Origin of the sequence: Streptomyces sp. CBMA123, from assembly GCF_014596465.1 — a bacterium.
Classification (GTDB): domain Bacteria; phylum Actinomycetota; class Actinomycetes; order Streptomycetales; family Streptomycetaceae; genus Kitasatospora.
In genome coordinates this window covers 13,399-30,312 of record NZ_MECK01000003.1, presented here as the reverse complement: position 1 = coordinate 30,312, position 16,914 = coordinate 13,399, and the positions used below count along the sequence as shown (strand labels likewise).

Here is a 16,914-nt window from a genome sequence, read left to right as displayed (position 1 = left end):
GTTCGGCTCCCGCGGCGTCAGCGCCGAGCACGGCGAGACGGTCGTCCTGCTGGTGCCCGCCGTACCGGACGGCACCGACGACCCCGCGGAGACCGCCCGGCGGGCCGCCGAGCGACTGGCCCGGCTCTCGGGCTTCCCGGTCACCGTCGGGGCCGGCCGCCCCGCCGCCGGCCCGGCCGCGCTGGCCGCCTCGTACGCCGAGGGCATGCGCTGCGTACGGGCCCTGCGGGTGCTCGGCCGCGCCGGGGAGGGCGCCTCGGCCCGGGCCCTCGGCTTCCTCGGGGTGCTGCTCGGCGACGGCCACGACGTGGACGGCTTCGTCGGCGCCACGCTCGGCCCGCTGCTCGCCTACGACGCCCGGCGCGGCACCGAGCTGGTGCGCACCCTGCGGGCCTACTTCGACTGCGGCGGCAGCCTCACCCGGGCCAAGGACGAGCTGCACGTCCACGTGAACACGGTGGTGCAGCGACTGGACCGGGTCGAGGCGCTGCTGGGGCAGGACTGGAACCACCCGGAACGCTCGCTGGAACTGCAGCTGGCCCTGCGGCTGCAGCTGCTCGCCGGAGACGGAGGCGGGGACGGCTGAACGGGACGACCGGACGGGACGGTCGAACGAGACAGCCGAACGGGACCGCCGAACGGACGAGACGACGGAACGGAACGGTCGAACGGGACGGCCGAACGGGTGACGCGGGCGTGGGCGTACAGTGGCGAGGTTGGTCTCGAACGCCTGGCAAGGAGCGGCAGCGGTGAGCGAGAACGTACGTTTCGTTCGAATGGGCATAGGCGAGCAGGTCGTCCCGTACGAGGAGGCGTGGGAGGAGCAGCAGCGACTGCACGCGCTGCGGGTCGCGGACGAGATCCCCGACACCGTGCTGCTGCTGGAGCACCCGCCCGTGTACACCATGGGCAAGCGCACCAACCCCGCCGACCTGCCGCTGGACGGCACCCCGGTGGTCGAGGTCAACCGGGGCGGCGAGATCACCTGGCACGGCCCCGGCCAGCTGGTCGGCTACCCGATCGTCAAGCTGCCCGACCCGATCGACGTGATCGCGTACGTCCGCCGGCTGGAGGAGGCGCTGATCCGCGCCGCCGCCGACTTCGGCATCGGGACCACCAGGGTCGAGGGCCGCAGCGGGGTCTGGGTGCTCGGCGAGAACCTCCCGGACGCCGTGGTGGACCCGTCCGAGGTGGTGGACATCGGCAAGCTCACCCTGCGGATGGGCCTGCCGCTGGGCATCGACCCGCGACTGGCCGGGCCCGAGTACGCGCCGTCCAACGCCGGGCAGCGCGGCGGCGACCGCAAGCTCGCCGCGATCGGCGTGCGGGTCGCCCGCGGAGTGACCATGCACGGCTTCGCGCTCAACTGCGACCCGGACATGACGTACTTCGACAAGATCGTGCCGTGCGGCATCCGGGACGCGGGCGTCGCCTCGCTGGCCGGCGAGCTGGGGCGGGACTTCCCGGTGGGCGAGGCGGCACCGTCGGTCGAGCGGCACCTGAGGGACGTCCTCGCCGAGCTGCCGGAGCCGGCGCTCAGCCGCTGAGCCCTCCCGCCCATAGGGAATCTACTGGCCAGTAGCCGTGTTGCCCTGCGATTGCAGGGCGGCAGGCCCGGCATAGGCCGTACAACCACAGGCGTACCCTGGGGGTACCCCGTCTAGTTCTAGGAGTCGCACGTGTCCGCTGTCGCGCCCGACGGCAGGAAGCTGCTCCGCCTGGAGGTCCGCAACAGCGAGACCCCCATCGAGCGGAAGCCCGAGTGGATCAAGACCCGCGCGAAGATGGGCCCGGAGTACAACGCCCTCCAGTCGCTGGTGAAGAAGGAGGGGCTGCACACGGTCTGCCAGGAGGCCGGCTGTCCCAACATCTTCGAGTGCTGGGAGGACCGCGAGGCGACCTTCCTCATCGGCGGTGACCAGTGCACCCGCCGCTGCGACTTCTGCCAGATCGACACCGGCAAGCCCGCCGAGTTCGACCGCGACGAGCCCCGCCGGGTCGCCGAGTCCATCGTCACCATGGACCTCAACTACGCCACCATCACCGGCGTCGCCCGCGACGACCTGGAGGACGGCGGCGCCTGGCTGTACGCCGAGACCGTCCGCCAGGTGCACGCGATGACCGCCGAGCGCGCCACCGGCCGCACCGGCGTCGAGCTGCTCATCCCCGACTTCAACGCCGTCCCCGAGCAGCTCGCCGAGGTCTTCTCCTCCCGCCCCGAGGTGCTCGCGCACAACGTCGAGACGGTCCCGCGGATCTTCAAGCGGATCCGCCCGGCCTTCCGCTACGAGCGCTCCCTGGACGTCATCACCCAGGCCCGCGCGGCCGGACTGGTCACCAAGTCCAACCTGATCCTGGGCATGGGCGAGACCCGCGAGGAGGTCAGCCAGGCGCTGGCCGACCTGGTCGGGGCCGGCTGCGAGCTGATCACCATCACCCAGTACCTGCGGCCCTCGCTGCGCCACCACCCGGTCGAGCGCTGGGTGAAGCCGCAGGAGTTCGTCGAACTCCAGGAGGAGGCCGAGGAGCTGGGCTTCGCCGGAGTCATGTCGGGCCCGCTGGTGCGTTCCTCGTACCGGGCCGGACGGCTGTACCGGCAGGCGCTGGAGCGGCGCGAGCAGGCGGCGGTCTGACCTCGGCGTCGGCTTCCAGCCACGTGAACCATCGGAAGGGCGGAGCCGAGGCTCCGCCCTTCCGGGTTTCACCGTGCTTTGACTGCCTGGTCACGGACTGGTAACACGGGGTGGGGACGATGGACGCCTGGTAGGCGTTCGATTCTTCTCAGCCACGACCGGCCATGACGAGCTACGACCGGCCATGACCAGCACAACCAGCCACGACCCGTCGCGAGCGGTCGCGACCGTCGCGAGAGGAGCTGTTCGGGATGCAGATGCAGGCGCGGATCCGGTCGGTGGGGGCGGCGCTGCGGTTCGCCGAGAGCGTCCTACTGGCACCCGGACAGCGGCACGCGCGCCGCAACGCCTGGGTGGCGGTATGCGAGAACCGCGAGCACGCGGCCGACCGGCGGCACGACGCGGGCGCCACGACCAGGGCTACGGACGGCCTCGGAGCACGCTCCGTAGGGCAGTGAGGCCCTGACGTCGCTGTGTGCGACGGCGCAGGTCGCTGAGCGCGACCGTACGCGGTCGCCCGGGTCACGGTTCGGACGAACGGGTACCCGGGCTTGGATATCCCGTACCCGTGCCACGTACCATGAGCGTTATGGCGAGGGAAACATCCGAGAACCCCGGGCGACTGAAGCAGATTCGCCTGGCATACACCATGACCAAGAAGGTCGACACCAAGATCGGCCTGATCATCGCCGGCGTCGGCCTGCTGACCTTCGGCGTGTTCCTCGCCATCGGCTTCGCAATCGACCACCCCATCTACCTGGGCATCCTGGGCTTCATCGTGGCCGTCCTGGCCATGGCGATCGTCTTCGGGCGCCGGGCCGAACGCGCCGCGTTCGGACAGATGGAGGGACAGCCGGGCGCCGTAGCTGCGGTGCTGAACAACATCCGGCGCGGCTGGAGCTCCAACTCCACCCCGGTCGCGGTCACCCGTAACCAGGACGCGGTCTACCGCGCCGTGGGCCGGGCCGGCATCGCGCTGATCGGCGAGGGCAACCCGAACCGGGTGCGCCAGCTGCTGGCCTCCGAGAAGAAGAAGATGGCCCGTGTGGTCGGCGACGTGCCGGTGCACGACATCGTGGTGGGCAACGGCGAGGGCGAGATCCCGCTGAAGAAGCTGCAGATCCACCTGATGCGCCTGCCCCGCGCCATCACCGCCGCCCAGGTCACCGAGACCAACGACCGCCTGCGCGCGCTGGGCGACCTGCTCTCCAAGGCGCCGATCCCCAAGGGCCCGATGCCCAAGGGCGCCCGGATGCCCAAGGGCGGCCAGGTCCGCTGACCGTCCCCCTCCGCTGACGACACCAGAACGGCCCCGCCCCGGATCTTCCGGGGCGGGGCCGTTCGACGTTCTTGCGGTTGCGCGCTCTGCGCTCTGCGGGGCTGCTTCGGACTGCGGGGCCGCTTCGGACACCGGACTCCGGGTTCCGGGCTTCCGGTTCCGGGCTTCCGGTTCCGGGCTTCCGACTCCGGGTCAGATCCGGACCTCGACCGTGCCGACCGCCTTGTCGTGCAGGCCGCGGGTGTCGCGGTCCCAGACCAGCGGCGGCACCACCAGGCACAGCAGCACGGTGCGCAGCAGGACCTGCGGGATGGTCGCGCGGCGCCCGTCCAGGCGGACCACCCGGAGGCCGAACAGCCGCTTGCCGAGGGTCGTGCCGGTGGTGGCGAGCAGGACGGCCGCGACCAGGAAGAAGAGCGGGAGGGTCCACAGGTTGGCCTCGGCCGGGTCCCCCTTCGCGAGCAGACCGAAGGAGACCAGCGAGACCAGCCAGCCGTCCACGAACAGCGCGCCGATCCGTCGGCCGGGGCCGGCCATCGAGCCGGGGCCCTCCTTGGGCAGTCCGAGGCGCTCGCCGCGGTAGCCGAAGTCGGCGCCCATCTTCTCGGCGGCCGCCTTGGGGCCGTCGATCCACGATCCCAACGCTTCTCTGGTGTCCACGAATCCACACTAACCGGGCTCACGCCGCGGACCGGCACCGGCTCCCCTCCCGGCGGGGCGCGGACGAGGCCGGTAGCGGGCGGGCCCGGGGCTTCGCCACGACCGGGTGAATCCCGCTCGCCGGGCTTACCGAGTGGTCCAGACCACTTCTCGGACGACCCCCAGGTCGGCGGGGTGATTTGCCCTGTCCCGTAAGGCTTTGCCGCCCGTTCGGCGGTCGCGGTTAACATCTAGGAAACGAGCGGGTCACCGACTGGAAACGACCCATTCCTAGGGTGAGCCCAATTCGCACGCCGAGGAGGATGCTTTGTTCAACAACGCCGCCGAAGTGAAGCAGTTCATCCAGGACAACGACGTCAAGTTCGTCGACGTCCGCTTCTGCGACCTGCCGGGCGTCATGCAGCACTTCTCCGTACCCGCGGCGACCTTCGATCCGTCCGAGACCCTGATGTTCGACGGCTCGTCGATCCGCGGCTTCCAGGCCATCCACGAGTCCGACATGGCTCTCGTCCCGGACCTCGCCACCGCCCGCCTCGACCCCTTCCGGACCGAGAAGCACCTCAACATCAACTTCTTCATCCAGGACCCGGTCACCGGCGAGGCCTACAGCCGCGACCCGCGCAACGTCGCCAAGAAGGCCGAGGCCTACCTCGCCTCCTCCGGCATCGCCGACACCGCCTTCTTCGGGCCCGAGGCCGAGTTCTACGTCTTCGACTCGGTGCGGTTCGACACCAGCGCCAACGCGTCCTTCTACCACATCGACTCGGAGGCCGGCGCCTGGAACAGCGGCGCCGCCGAGGGCGACGTCCGCGGCTACAAGGTCAAGTACAAGGGCGGCTACTTCCCCACCCCGCCGGTCGACCACTTCGCCGACCTGCGCGCCGAGATGTCCCTGGAGCTCGCCAAGTCCGGCCTGGAGGTCGAGCGCCAGCACCACGAGGTCGGCACCGCAGGCCAGGCGGAGATCAACTACCGGTTCAACACCCTGCTGCACGCGGCCGACGACCTGATGCTGTTCAAGTACATCATCAAGAACGTCGCCTGGCGGAACGGCAAGACGGCCACCTTCATGCCGAAGCCGATCTTCGGCGACAACGGCTCGGGCATGCACGTCCACCAGTCGCTGTGGACCGAGGGCTCCCCGCTCTTCTACGACGAGCAGGGCTACGCCGGCCTCTCCGACACCGCCCGGTACTACATCGGCGGCCTGCTCCGGCACGCCCCCTCGCTGCTGGCCTTCACCAACCCCTCGGTGAACTCCTACCACCGCCTGGTGCCCGGCTTCGAGGCGCCGGTCAACCTCGTCTACTCGCAGCGCAACCGCTCGGCCGCGATCCGCATCCCGATCACCGGCTCCAACGCCAAGGCCAAGCGCATCGAGTTCCGCGCCCCGGACCCGTCCTCCAACCCGTACCTGGCCTTCTCCGCCATGCTGATGGCCGGCCTCGACGGCATCCGCAACAAGATCGAGCCGCTCGAGCCCGTCGACAAGGACCTCTACGAGCTCGCCCCCGAGGAGCACGCCAACGTCCCCCAGGTGCCCTCCTCCCTCCCCGCCGTCCTGGAGGCCCTCGAAGCCGACCACGAGTACCTCCTCGCCGGCAACGTCTTCACCCCGGACCTGATCGAGACCTGGATCGACTTCAAGCGCACCAACGAGATCGCCCCGATCGCCCTCCGGCCCCACCCGCACGAGTTCGAGCTGTACTACGACCTCTAGAGATCGCGGCTCCAGGAGGTGTGCCCGGTCGGAGCGCGATCCGACCGGGCACAGCCATGTCGTCAACCGGGTCGGCCGGTCCGGGCTGGGTGAGGATTGAGGCGGGAAAGCGGTTGAGGGGGCGTCTTCGATGGGGGTTTCGGGGTGCCGGGATCGGGAGTCGATCGGACCTGCCGGACACCCACCACGCGCTGGACGACGCCCGGGAGCAGGCTGTGGGAATGGCTCGGACCCAGGCCCTAGCCGGGGGTGAGGGCGAGGACGGCGAGGTCGTCGGCGAGTAGGCCGGCGTACTGGTGGACGTCCTGGGCCAGGAAGGAGACCACCCGGTCGGGTGCAGTGCTGCCAAGGGCGGCGAGGCGCGGGGCGAGCGGGTAGAAGGAGCCGGTGGCGTCACGGGCCTCGCTGACGCCGTCGGTGTAGAGCAGCACGGTGTGGCCCGGGGGCAGGGCGACGGTGGTCGGCTTGGCGGGTTCGTCCTCGGGGCCGAGGTGGCTGAGGCCGAGCGGGAGTTCGTCGGCGCAGGCCACCGGGGCGATGGTGCCCCGGGCGAGCATCAGCGGGGTGGTGTGGCCGCGGTTGACGATTTCCACGCAGTCGGTGCCCGGGCGGTACTGGAGCAGGACGGCGGTGACGAACAGCTCGTCGTCGCCGAGGTCGGCGGCGTCGCGGAGGACCGCGCGGTCCAGCTGGTCGGCGAGCTCGACCAGGCCCGGGGTGTCGTGGGCGGCTGCCCGGAAGGCGCCGAGCACGTCGGCGACGGTGCGGACGGCGCCCAGGCCCTTGCCTCGGACGTCACCGAGCAGCACCCGGACGCCGAAGCGGGTGTCGCACACCTCGTAGAGGTCCCCGCCGACCAGGATGTCGGCCTGGGCCGGGCGGTAGAGCCCGGCCACCCGCAGGCCGCCGGCCCGCTCGGGCACCGGCCGCAGCACGGTGCGCTGCAGGGTCTCGGCGACCGTACGGGCCTGCAGCAGGTTACGGTTCTGCCGGGTGCGCTGCCAGGACAGGGCGGTGCCCATCGCCCCGGAGAGCACGGTGGCGATGTAGACCCAGACGTGGTGCTGCTCGTTGATGTGGCCGGCGCGCAGGGCCAGCAGCAGTTGGAGGCCCAGCGCGCCGCCGGTGGTGGCGGCGGTCAGCGCCGGGCCGTAGCTGAACGCGGCCACCACGGGCAGGGCGGTGAGCAGGAAGCCGGCGGCGACCGCGTCCGGGACGACGGCCTCCGCGATCAGGTCCAGGACCAGCAGGATCACCGGCAGCCAGGGCACCCAGCGCGGCACCCGCTGCTGCGCGACCGCGAGCTGCGGCGGGCGGGGTGCTGACACGGCGGGGACCTCCTGGCTGGCCGACCCTGGGGGATTCACGGGGAATGACCTGATTCGTCCCTCCATGCTCCCCCACGAACGGCTCAGTCACGAACGGCCGAACGTCCCGGCTTCCGGCGGTTCCGGTGGGAGGACCAGGCCCTCCCGGCCCGCAGGCACGCGGTCAGCGGGCCGTCACCGGATGATCACCGGACGATCACCGGCAGCGTCTCGTAACCGCGCAGCACCAGCCGGTCACGCCGGGTCGGGACGCCGCCCTGGGCGAGCCGGGGGAAACGGTCCAGCAGAGCGGGCACCGCGACCTCGGCCTCCAGCCGCGCCAGCTGGGAGCCCAGGCAGAAGTGGGTGCCGCCGCCGAAGCTGAGCGGCTGGCTGTCGGTGCGGGTCGGGTCGAACACCCCGGGGCGGTCGTACCGGGCGGGGTCGTGGTTGGCCGCGCCGATCAGCAGGTTCAGCGCGCTGTCGGCCGGGACGGGCAGGCCCTCGACCGCCAGGCCCTCCGCCAGGGCGACCCGCGCGGTGACCTGGACCGGGGAGTCGAAGCGCAGTACCTCGTCGGTGAACCCGGCCGGGGTGACGGCGCCGCTGCGCAGGCCGGCGGCCACCCCGGGGTGGCGGAACAGCAGGGCGAGGCCGTTGCCGAGCAGGTTGGTGGTGGTCTCGAAGCCGGCCACCAGCAGCAGCACCAGGTTGGCCAGCAACTCGACGCCGGAGAGCCGCTCGCCGTCCGCGGCGGCGATCCGGGCGAGGTCACTGACCAGGTCGTCCTGGGGGCGGGCCAGCCGCTCGGCGACCAGCGCGGTGAAGTACCCGGACAGCTCGTCGGCGGCCCGGTCGGCCTCGTCCAGTTCGTCGAGGTCCTGGACGAACTCCAGGGCGACGGTCAGGTCGGCGGCGAGCTCACGGAAGCGGTAGCGGTCCCGCTCGGGGACGCCGAGCAGCTCGCAGATCACCCCGACCGGCAGCCGGAAGGCGAAGGCGTCCATGAAGTCCACCGGAGAGCCGTCGGCGCCCTGCTCGGCCATCCCGTCCAGCAGCCGGTCGACCGCCGCCGCCACGGCCGGGCGCAGCGCGGCGACCCGGCGGGCCGTGAACACCGAGGCGATCAGTGAGCGGACCCGGGGCTGGTCGGGGGCGTTGCGCTGGAGGATCGAGCGGCCGAACAGGGCGAGCGAGGAGTGTTCGGCGAATTCCGGGGCGAGGCCGGCCATCATGTCGGCGGTCGCCACGCCGAAGGCGGGCGTGCGCAGCACCTTGTCGACCGCCGCGTAGCCGCTCACCACGAACATCCCGTCTCCCGCCGGGACCACCGGGCCGAGCTCGTGCGCCCGGGCGTAGAGCGGGTACGGGTCGGTCCTGACCTCCGTCGTCATCAGCTGCTCGATGATCGCGGCGCCGTCCATGCGGTGCTCCCCTCCGACGTCCTGCTTGCTGGTGCGTGAACCGCGGGTGGGCCGGCAGAGTTCCCGCCGCCGGGGCCCGGGCGGAGCCCCGATAGGCTGGCGGGCATGGAGATCTGGATCAACCCGCGCTGCGGCAAGTGCCGGACGGCCCTCACCGCGCTGACCGCCGCCGGGGTCGAGTACACCGTGCGCCGCTACCTGGAGGACCCGCCGACCGCCGCCGAGCTGGAGCAGGTGCTGGAGCGCCTGGGCCTGGAGCCGTGGGACATCACCCGCACCGACGAGCAGGTCGCGAAGGACCTGGGGATGAAGGAGTGGCCCCGGGAGGCGGGCGAGCGGGCGCGCTGGATCGGGGCGATGGCCGAGCACCCGGTGCTGATCCAGCGCCCGATCATCACCGCGGACGACGGGCACGCCGTCGTGGCCCGGACCCCCGAGGCGCTCAAGTCCGTCCTGCCGTAGGACGTGACCGGCCGGTCAGTGGAGCTGGATGCGCTCCACCGGCCGGCCCGGGTGCCAGTTGAGCACCCACAGGGCCTCGCCCTCCAGGGCGGTGTGCACCACCTGCCGGAGGTCCAGCCGGAACAGGTGGAACGGGGTCGGCGGCGGCTCGGGCAGGTCGGCCGCGAAGGCGGCGAGCTCGGTCTCGTCGGTGACCTCCACCGCGCGGCCGGAGAGCTTGGAGTCCCCGCCGGCCATGGTCTCGTCGCCCGGGTGGGCGTGCAGCGCGAAGCGGGCGTCCCGCTGGAGGTCGCGCGCCTTGACCGCGCCGTACATCGACCCGAGCCAGGCGTCGGCGCCGACGAAGTCGACCTCCGAGCCGCTCACCCGGGGTGAACCGTCCTTGCGCAGCGTCGCCAGGACGTGGTGCTTGTTGGCCTCGAACCGGGCGCGTACCAGGGCCGCGAGTTCGGGTGCCTCGTGCTCGAAATCCTGCCAGGTGACCATGGCGCCAGTGTGGCACCCGGCACCGACAACGGCCGGGTACGGACGGTGCCGGGCGGGCGGGTGAGCGCCGTCGGGCGCTGTCGGGCGCTGTCGGTGGCCGGTGCCACACTGGCCCGGTGACCACCACGACCACGTACATCGCGTTCCTGCGGGCCATCAACGTCGGGGGCCGGACGGTGAAGATGGAGCGGCTGCGGGCGCTCTTCACCGAGCTGGGGCTGCGGGACGTCCGCTCGTACATCCAGACCGGGAACGTCTTCTTCGGCACGGACGAACCGGACCGCGCCGCGCTGACCGCACGGATCGAGGAGCACCTGGAGCAGGCGCTCGGCTACCCGGTGCCGGCGCTGCTGCGGACGGTCGACGAGGTGGCCGCGCTGCTCGCCGCCGAACCGTTCCGGGGCGTCGAGGTGACGCCGGACGTCCGGCTGGTGCTCGCCTTCCTCTCCGAGCCGCTGCCGCCCGAACTCGCCCTCCCGCACCGCTCCGCGAAGGGCGACGTCGAGGTGATCGGCGCCGATCCGGGGGCCGCGTACGTCGTGGTGCACCTTCAGGACGGCAAGTGGGTCACCAGGGAGATGTTCGGCAAGCAGTACCGGGGGGCGGTGACCTCCCGGTTCCTGCACACCACCGAGAAGATCCTGGCCGCCGCCCGGAAGCGCTGACCTGCCGCGCGGGCCTTCTGACCAGCCGTCCGCCAGGCTGGAACCGGACGGACGGAACGGGCGTCTGTCGCTCAGTGACGCACGAAGTAATGCACGCAGTAACGCACGAAGTGATGTACGAAGCATGCGCCGGACCACCGCGTGATCTGGACAGTCGGAGCCGCTCGATCCGACAATCGGGCCATGACGCAGCCTGAACTCCCCACCGGCGCCGTCCGGCCCTCCGACGCCGAACGGGACCAGGCGCTCGGGGTGCTCCGGGACGGCGCGGGCAGCGGCCGGCTGTCGCACGACACCTTCCTCGGCCGGATGGACATCGTCCTGCAGGCCACCAGCCGCGGCGAGTTGGACGCGGCGGTGGCCGGGCTGCCCACCGGCGGGCCGGTCGAGCGCTTCGTGCTGCGGACGGTCGGCCGGGTGTCCGCCTTCGGCGGCCGGCTGAACCGGGCCTGGCGCACCGAGCGATTGCCCGGGCTGAGCCTGCCGCAGGCCGGGGCCGGGCCGTTGACGATCGGACGGATCCCCGGCTCGGGGCTGCGGCTGCACGACGCCTCGGTCTCCCGGCACCACGCCGAGCTGCGGCACGAGCACGGCGGCTGGGTGCTGTACGACCTCGGGTCGACCAACGGCACCCATGTGAACGGGCGTCGGATCGCGGGCGGGATCCCGGTGCGGCCGGGCGACCAGGTGCGGTTCGGGAACCTGGAGTTCCGGCTCGCCCCGCACTGACCCGGGGAAAGCGGCCCCGCTCCCCCGTCAGTGCGGGAACTGCCGGGGCGGGCGCTGCCGGGGCAGCTCGTCCCGGAACTCCTCGATCAGGGTGCTGATCTGGCGGGTCACCACGGTGTGCTCCAGCCGGTCCAGGTAGCGGTTCTCGGCGGCCAGCGCCTCGACCGTGACCCCGAAGTAGAGCGTCATCAGCGGATTGACGAAGAGCTTCTCGCCCTTGGTCCGCTCGGTGAACTGCACGTCGCCGAACTCGCCGCGCAGCGCCGCCGCCACCGAGCCGTTGACGATGCTGGGGTGCTTGGGGAAGGCGGCCCGGGCGTGCTCGACGGCGTCCAGGTAGAGCGCGCCCTCCCGGCTGCCGCGCGGGATGGAGAAGGCGCCGAGGTAGCCGCCCGCCCGGTCGAGCGCGGCGAGGTTCTCCAGCACCAGGGCGTGGTTGACGCCGTGGTGGGCGTCGACGCCGAAGCCCAGGCAGGCGACCAGCCGTTCGGGCACCTCCGTCAGGCCCGCCACCGCGGCCAGGCTCGCCATGTCCTCCTCGGGGGTGCCGAGTCCGGCCTCGTCGCCGCGCATCAGGATGTCGGTGCCGCCGTCCACCAGCAGGATCGCGTCCACGCCCAGGTGGGCGACCAGTCTGCGGTAGGCCTCGCGCAGCAGTCTCACGCCGACCGTCGGGAAGGCCCACACGGTGTCGGGCATCCCGTGCAGGCGCAGCCAGCGGGCCAGGGTGCGTTCCGGGAAGTAGCCCTCGGGAGCGGCGGTGTCGGGCCCGATCCTGGCGACGTCGGGCTCCTGCCAGACCTCGCCGGGCAGGCCGTACAGATGGGTGAAGGAGAGGTTGGCCAGGTGCACCTCCTTGCCCGCGGCGCGCAGGGCGAGGGCGATCGGCAGTCCGGCGTACACGTCGAAGCCGCCGCCGGCTCCGGCGATCAGGATGCGCTCGGCGGCCAGCAGCCGGGTGATCAGCGGGGGTTGCAGCAGAGAGGTCACCGGCGGACGGTAGCGCACCGGTCCGGACCGCGGGCCGGAATTTGTCAGTGGGGGGTGCGAGGATGCCGGCATGACCCAGGAGACGGCGCTCACCCCCGACGTGCTGCTCGAAGCCCAGGAGCGGGCTCGCGAGTTGATCCGGTGCGGCTTCCAGGAGCCGGACGAGATAGCCGAGTCCCTGGTCGAGGTCCTCGACGACCAGGGGCTGACTCAGGAGGAGGCGGAGCGGATCGTCGCTCCGCTGTGGACCGAGCGGCTGGCCGAGCAGGCCGACTGGCCGGAGCTCACAGACGTGGACCGGCTGGAGCAGGCCTTCGACCTGCTGGAGGATCAGGGCATCGTCGCGGCGATGGACTTCACCTGCTGCGCCGGTTGCGGCTACGCGGAGATCGGCGGCGAGGCCGACGAGGACTCGGTGGGCTTCGTCTTCTTCCACCAGCAGGACACCGAGGCGGCCGCGGCCGGGCTCGGACTGATGCTGCGCTACGGCACGTTCCGCACCGGGGAGGAGGCGGACGGGGAGCTGGACGAGGAGTCGGCGGCAGCGGCGGGGCGGCGGACGGTGGAGGTCGGCCGGGCCGTGGTGACGGCGCTGGAGCTGGTCGACCTTCCGGTGGAGTGGGACGGGTCGCCGCAGAAGGCGATCCGGGTCGCCCCGATGGAGTGGCTCAACCGGCTGCCGGAGTAGGGCCGGTACGGGCTTCGGCCGCCCCTGGTCGCGCCCGTCCTCCGTTCCGCCGTCGCGCCGGGGAGCGCTGCGGGAGTACGGGCGGCGGGAGTGCGGCGTACGGGGGACGAGCTGCGGGAGTGCGGGCTGGCGGCGGGCTGCGGACTGTGGTCATGGCTTCGACGGTGGGCGGCAGGCGGCTCCGCACCATCGACCGTCGGCGGTACGCCTCCCCCGGCCCGGGCCTCGGGGCGGGACGGCCTCGACCTGGAGGCGGACGGGGCGAATCCCCCAGGGGCTGAACGGAGTTGGACACTCCGCCGGGGTGTCGGCCGCGGCTGCGGCCGGGCATATGTCACCGACACATGCCACGCGCGTAGATCGACGGCCCGAAAAACGACCCGCCGCTCAGTCGACCAGGCTCCCCAGGTCGCCGCCCACCGTCCCCCACAGCGGAGCGGTGCAGCGCTGGTAGGTCGCCTGCCAGTGCGGCCAGTTGCGGGCCACGTCGTCGTCGCACTCGGCCAGCAGCCGCTCGACCAGCACCGGGTCGACCCCGTCCAGCAGCCAGGCCAGCGCGTCCGGCGCGCCCGGGCCTTCCGCCGAGCGCAGCAGGTCGAGGAGTTCGCCGAGGCCGCCGAGCCGGGAGTTGTCGGTGACCACCCGCTCCATCCGGGGCAGCAACTGGCGCTCCTCGATCCGCAGGTGGGTCTCCAGCCGGGCCGCCAGGTCCTCCATCGCGTACGCGACCGGCCAGGCGCTGCCGGTGTCCCGGCTGGCGATCCGGACCAGCGTGGTGACCCTGGTGAACGAGTGGTCCAGGTTGTGGTGGTCGGCCTCCAGCCAGTTGAGCAGCAGTCGCAACTCGGGCGCGAAGCGCCGCACGATCGGCCAGATCCGGGTGTCCTGCTGCTCGTGGTGGCAGGTCAGCATCGCGGTCATGAACGTCCAGTGCCGCAGCATCGCCTCGCCCTTGTCCTCCTCGTCGGGCTGGAGCAGCCGGAGCGCGTTGGGCAGCCGGGCGAGGTCCCGGCGCAGTGCGGCGTGGACCAGCCGCAGTCCCGCGAAGCGGACGGTGAACGGGTCCTCGTCCGAGGCCGGGCCGTACGCGTCCGCGCCCCGGGAGTCGACTCCGGACTCCGCCTGGACGGGGACGGAGGCGGCGGGCTGAGGCAGCAGGTGGATCGGCATGACACTCTCTTCACGACGTGGTGAGGCGGACGGGGGCGGCCGGTGAGGACCGCCCCATCCAAGGTGCTCGCAGTCGATCAGAAGCGAATCAATGTCCGATTGACGCGCAGGTCACGGGCCTGCGCGCGGGTGAAGCGCCCTCTTCGCGGAGGGGGCGACGGCCTCCCTCCGCAGGAGGCGAAAGACCCCTTCGGCATGGGTCGAAGGGCACCTCCGCACGAGTGGCGCACCCACCCCCGGAACGGACGGAGGGCCCTCCACCCCGATGGGGGGAGAGCCCTCTCCGCGCGGGTCGCAACCCACCCGCGGTACGCCGTGCCAGCTCGATCCGTTGCCCGCTCGGTCCGCGCCGGCACGGTCAGTAGCGGCACGGCCAGCACCGGCACGGTCAGTAGCGGCACGGCCAGTACCGGCTCGGTCAGTAGCGGCTCACTCCGAGGCCGGGCCCGCCAGGTTGGCGGTGAGCCACTCCAGGGTGTCCGGGATCATCTTCTTGAAGTCCGAGGTCAGGTGCTTGCCGCCGGGCTGCTCGTAGTACTGGATGGTCACCGGCGCGACGGCCTTGGCCACCCAGCTCTTGACCACGTCCTTCTCGTACCCGTTGGCGCCGCCCGCGGTGACGTACATCTTGACGTCGGCCTTGCCCTGGGTGATCAGCAGGTTGGGGTTGTTGGCCGCCTTCTCGGCGTCGTGGCCCTTCCACAGCCCGGAGTCCGGGATGAAGTAGCCGTCGATCGGCACGGCGGCCTTGTAGACGTCCGGGTACTGCAGGGCCATCTTGGCGCTGCAGAAGCCACCGGTGGAGGCGCCCATCACGCCCCAGCTGTCGCGGCCCTTCAGGGTGCGGAAGTTGGCGCGGACCCAGGCCGGGATGTCCTCGGCCATCCAGGTGGCCATCTTCGGCTGGCCCGGGATGTCGGAGCAGTCCAGCGCGTTCTTCTCGTCGCTGTTGAAGTTCTGCACCGGCATGATCATGATGAACGGGTGGGCCTTGCCCTGCTTGGCCAGCTGCTCGTCCACCTCCTGGATCGGCAGCTGGTTGTCGGTCCAGGTGTTGTAGCCGTTGCTCTGGCCGCCCGCGTAGAGGGTCAGCACCGGGAAGCCGGTCTTGGCGAACTTGGGGTCGTTGTACTCGGGCGGCAGCCAGACCCAGACCTGGCCGGTGACACCGGACTTCGGGCCGGTCACCTTGGTCATCATGATCGGACCGGCGCCGGTGTCCCGGACCTTGGTGAGGTTGGCGGCCTGGCCGGTCGGCATCAGGACCTTCCCGTTGGCCGGGGTGGGCTGCTCGGCGGAGGGCGTCCCGGTGGTGCCGCCGGAGAGCGGGCTGCCCGTGGCGGTGGCCGCCGGGGTGCCGTCGGCCGAGGAGCCGCTCCCCTTCCCGCCGTCGGACCCCCCGCAGGCCGCGAGCGAGGCGGCCAGGGTGAGCACGGCGGCGCCGGTCAGGACGGCACGGGAACGGGACGACTGCCTAAGCACGGTGAGGACTCTCCGACCGATGTCGCGCCCGGTCCGTCTGACCGGGCGGCGGCCCCCCGGTGGGGCCGGACAGGCCCGGGGGCGCGGCGCTGTGCGGCCCCCGGAGCGATGGTGCGTCGACCCTCGCGGAAACGCACCTTCCTGCGATCTTATGACGTGGCCCGGGTGCGGCCGGTTGCGAGGCGGCCACCGGAAATCCAATGTTTGTTCGCGATCAGGTAAAGGCCTTCACCGCTCCCGCCGGACGGCGGGGGCCGGACGACGGGGGGCACAGCCGGGGGTACAGCGGCCGACCTGCCGGGCCGTCCGGATTTTGGGCACTTTGCCCAGTGACGGCGGTCCGCACATCCGGAACGATCTCCTCAACGCGCCCGTCGGCAGTGTCCGGGCGGAGTGTGACCGCACCGGCACCGAGCCACCCCAGCCACCGAGCCACCGAGCCACCGAGGAGAGTCCCCCATGCTCGAACAGATCGCCGTCGTCACCGGAGCCGGGAGCGGCATCGGCCGGGCCGTCGCGGTCGAGCTGGCCGCGGCCGGCTGGCGGCTGGTGCTGGCCGGACGCCGCGCCGAGCAGCTGCGCGGGACGGCCGAGGCCTTTCCCTCCGGTGTGCTGCCCGCCGACGTGGTGCCGACCGACGTCACCGACCCGGCCGCCGTGGACGCACTGTTCGCGACCGCCGCCGAACGCCACGGCCGGGTGGACCTGCTGTTCAACAACGCCGGGACGTTCGGTCCGGCCGTCCCGGTGGAGGAGCTGGCGGTCGAGGACTGGCGGGCGGTGGTCGACCTCAACCTGACCGGCGCCTTCCTCTGCGCCCGGGCCGCCTTCCGGCAGATGAAGGGCCAGGTGCCGCAGGGCGGCCGGATCATCAACAACGGCTCGATCTCCGCCCACGTCCCGCGCCCGCACTCGATCGCCTACACCGCGACCAAGCACGCCGTCACCGGCCTGACCAAGTCGCTGTCGCTGGACGGCCGCCCGTACCGGATCGCCTGCGGGCAGATCGACATCGGCAACGCGGCGACCGACATGACGGCCGCGATGGGCGCGGGGGTGCGGCAGGCGGACGGCCGGATCGCGCCCGAGCCGACCATGGACGTGGCGGACGTGGCGCGCACCGTCCGGCACATGGCGGCGCTGCCGCTGGAGGCCAATGTGCAGTTCGCCACCGTGATGGCGACGGCCATGCCGTACATCGGGCGCGGCTGAGACTCCC

Annotated in this window: 18 protein-coding genes; 11 read left to right on the top strand and 7 right to left on the bottom strand. The window is 72.0% G+C overall.

Annotated elements, in window-relative coordinates; translation table 11 throughout:
* From BG452_RS02025 to BG452_RS02005, 5 genes are all read left to right on the top strand, one after another.
* Window positions 1-586, top strand: a 586-nt coding sequence (locus BG452_RS02025; RefSeq protein WP_188302372.1) for a PucR family transcriptional regulator, incomplete at its 5' end; no start/stop codon positions are given.
* Between the two features lie 190 nt (window positions 587-776).
* Entirely contained in the window at window positions 777-1,547 is a 771-nt protein-coding gene (gene lipB, locus BG452_RS02020; RefSeq protein ID WP_188302375.1) for a lipoyl(octanoyl) transferase LipB, read from the top strand.
* A gap of 132 nt (window positions 1,548-1,679) precedes the next feature.
* The gene (lipA, locus tag BG452_RS02015; RefSeq protein WP_188302371.1) at window positions 1,680-2,633 is read left to right on the top strand and encodes a lipoyl synthase; all 954 of its coding nucleotides are present in this window, start codon (window positions 1,680-1,682) and stop codon (window positions 2,631-2,633) included.
* A gap of 251 nt (window positions 2,634-2,884) precedes the next feature.
* Entirely contained in the window at window positions 2,885-3,091 is a 207-nt protein-coding gene (locus tag BG452_RS02010) for a hypothetical protein (protein WP_188302370.1), read from the top strand.
* 122 nt (window positions 3,092-3,213) lie between these two features.
* On the top strand, window positions 3,214-3,912 hold the full coding sequence (locus BG452_RS02005) for a DUF4191 domain-containing protein (RefSeq protein WP_411292870.1): 699 nt from the start codon (window positions 3,214-3,216) through the stop codon (window positions 3,910-3,912).
* Window positions 3,913-4,104: 192 nt separating this feature from the next.
* On the opposite strand, the gene BG452_RS02000 is transcribed toward BG452_RS02005, so the two are convergent.
* The gene (locus BG452_RS02000; RefSeq protein WP_188302368.1) at window positions 4,105-4,572 is read right to left on the bottom strand and encodes an RDD family protein; all 468 of its coding nucleotides are present in this window, start codon (window positions 4,570-4,572) and stop codon (window positions 4,105-4,107) included.
* 307 nt (window positions 4,573-4,879) lie between these two features.
* On the opposite strand from BG452_RS02000, the gene glnA reads away from it, so the two are divergent.
* Window positions 4,880-6,292, top strand: a complete 1,413-nt coding sequence (gene glnA, locus BG452_RS01995; RefSeq protein ID WP_188302367.1) for a type I glutamate--ammonia ligase — start codon at window positions 4,880-4,882, stop codon at window positions 6,290-6,292.
* A gap of 239 nt (window positions 6,293-6,531) precedes the next feature.
* On the opposite strand, the gene BG452_RS01990 is transcribed toward glnA, so the two are convergent.
* Both BG452_RS01990 and BG452_RS01985 read right to left on the bottom strand, forming a co-directional pair.
* Window positions 6,532-7,620 (bottom strand): PP2C family protein-serine/threonine phosphatase, encoded by a 1,089-nt coding sequence (locus BG452_RS01990; RefSeq protein WP_188302366.1) that lies wholly within the window; start codon window positions 7,618-7,620, stop codon window positions 6,532-6,534.
* Between the two features lie 185 nt (window positions 7,621-7,805).
* Window positions 7,806-9,023, bottom strand: coding sequence for a cytochrome P450 (locus BG452_RS01985; RefSeq protein ID WP_188302365.1), 1,218 nt, complete (start codon window positions 9,021-9,023; stop codon window positions 7,806-7,808).
* A 105-nt stretch (window positions 9,024-9,128) separates the two neighbouring features.
* Between BG452_RS01985 and BG452_RS01980 the strand changes: the two genes are divergently transcribed.
* Window positions 9,129-9,485 carry an arsenate reductase family protein gene (locus BG452_RS01980; RefSeq protein WP_188302364.1) on the top strand — a complete coding sequence of 119 codons (357 nt, stop codon included), beginning with the start codon at window positions 9,129-9,131 and terminating at the stop codon, window positions 9,483-9,485.
* A gap of 15 nt (window positions 9,486-9,500) precedes the next feature.
* On the opposite strand, the gene BG452_RS01975 is transcribed toward BG452_RS01980, so the two are convergent.
* Entirely contained in the window at window positions 9,501-9,971 is a 471-nt protein-coding gene (locus BG452_RS01975) for a pyridoxamine 5'-phosphate oxidase family protein (protein WP_188302363.1), read from the bottom strand.
* 116 nt (window positions 9,972-10,087) lie between these two features.
* Between BG452_RS01975 and BG452_RS01970 the strand changes: the two genes are divergently transcribed.
* Together BG452_RS01970 and BG452_RS01965 are read left to right on the top strand one after the other, a co-directional pair.
* Window positions 10,088-10,636: a DUF1697 domain-containing protein gene (locus BG452_RS01970; RefSeq protein WP_188302362.1), complete on the top strand. Its 549-nt coding sequence runs from the start codon at window positions 10,088-10,090 to the stop codon at window positions 10,634-10,636.
* Window positions 10,637-10,819: 183 nt separating this feature from the next.
* Window positions 10,820-11,365 carry a DUF1707 and FHA domain-containing protein gene (locus BG452_RS01965; RefSeq protein ID WP_188302361.1) on the top strand — a complete coding sequence of 182 codons (546 nt, stop codon included), beginning with the start codon at window positions 10,820-10,822 and terminating at the stop codon, window positions 11,363-11,365.
* Window positions 11,366-11,392: 27 nt separating this feature from the next.
* On the opposite strand, the gene BG452_RS01960 is transcribed toward BG452_RS01965, so the two are convergent.
* On the bottom strand, window positions 11,393-12,355 hold the full coding sequence (locus BG452_RS01960) for a DUF1152 domain-containing protein (RefSeq protein ID WP_188302360.1): 963 nt from the start codon (window positions 12,353-12,355) through the stop codon (window positions 11,393-11,395).
* Window positions 12,356-12,425: 70 nt separating this feature from the next.
* Between BG452_RS01960 and BG452_RS01955 the strand changes: the two genes are divergently transcribed.
* The gene (locus tag BG452_RS01955; protein WP_188302359.1) at window positions 12,426-13,043 is read left to right on the top strand and encodes a DUF6891 domain-containing protein; all 618 of its coding nucleotides are present in this window, start codon (window positions 12,426-12,428) and stop codon (window positions 13,041-13,043) included.
* 387 nt (window positions 13,044-13,430) lie between these two features.
* Here the strand turns inward: BG452_RS01955 and BG452_RS01950 are convergent, their stop codons facing one another.
* The gene (locus BG452_RS01950; RefSeq protein WP_188302358.1) at window positions 13,431-14,213 is read right to left on the bottom strand and encodes a hemerythrin domain-containing protein; all 783 of its coding nucleotides are present in this window, start codon (window positions 14,211-14,213) and stop codon (window positions 13,431-13,433) included.
* A gap of 429 nt (window positions 14,214-14,642) precedes the next feature.
* The gene (locus BG452_RS01945; RefSeq protein ID WP_317620861.1) at window positions 14,643-15,695 is read right to left on the bottom strand and encodes an alpha/beta hydrolase; all 1,053 of its coding nucleotides are present in this window, start codon (window positions 15,693-15,695) and stop codon (window positions 14,643-14,645) included.
* A gap of 459 nt (window positions 15,696-16,154) precedes the next feature.
* Between BG452_RS01945 and BG452_RS01940 the strand changes: the two genes are divergently transcribed.
* Window positions 16,155-16,907, top strand: coding sequence for an SDR family oxidoreductase (locus BG452_RS01940; protein WP_188302357.1), 753 nt, complete (start codon window positions 16,155-16,157; stop codon window positions 16,905-16,907).
* Window positions 16,908-16,914 lie beyond the last annotated feature (7 nt).

What these genes read in the sequence shown, in the direction of transcription:
- lipB (WP_188302375.1), top strand. Translation starts at nt 777, where the DNA reads ATGGGCATAGGCGAGCAGGTCGTCCCGTACGAGGAGGCGTGGGAGGAG.
- BG452_RS02010 (WP_188302370.1), top strand. Translation starts at nt 2,885, where the DNA reads ATGCAGATGCAGGCGCGGATCCGGTCGGTGGGGGCGGCGCTGCGGTTC.
- BG452_RS02005 (WP_411292870.1), top strand. Translation starts at nt 3,214, where the DNA reads ATGAGCGTTATGGCGAGGGAAACATCCGAGAACCCCGGGCGACTGAAG.
- BG452_RS01985 (WP_188302365.1), bottom strand. Translation starts at nt 9,023, where the DNA reads ATGGACGGCGCCGCGATCATCGAGCAGCTGATGACGACGGAGGTCAGG.
- BG452_RS01980 (WP_188302364.1), top strand. Translation starts at nt 9,129, where the DNA reads ATGGAGATCTGGATCAACCCGCGCTGCGGCAAGTGCCGGACGGCCCTC.
- BG452_RS01975 (WP_188302363.1), bottom strand. Translation starts at nt 9,971, where the DNA reads ATGGTCACCTGGCAGGATTTCGAGCACGAGGCACCCGAACTCGCGGCC.
- BG452_RS01965 (WP_188302361.1), top strand. Translation starts at nt 10,820, where the DNA reads ATGACGCAGCCTGAACTCCCCACCGGCGCCGTCCGGCCCTCCGACGCC.
- BG452_RS01955 (WP_188302359.1), top strand. Translation starts at nt 12,426, where the DNA reads ATGACCCAGGAGACGGCGCTCACCCCCGACGTGCTGCTCGAAGCCCAG.
- BG452_RS01950 (WP_188302358.1), bottom strand. Translation starts at nt 14,213, where the DNA reads ATGCCGATCCACCTGCTGCCTCAGCCCGCCGCCTCCGTCCCCGTCCAG.
- BG452_RS01940 (WP_188302357.1), top strand. Translation starts at nt 16,155, where the DNA reads ATGCTCGAACAGATCGCCGTCGTCACCGGAGCCGGGAGCGGCATCGGC.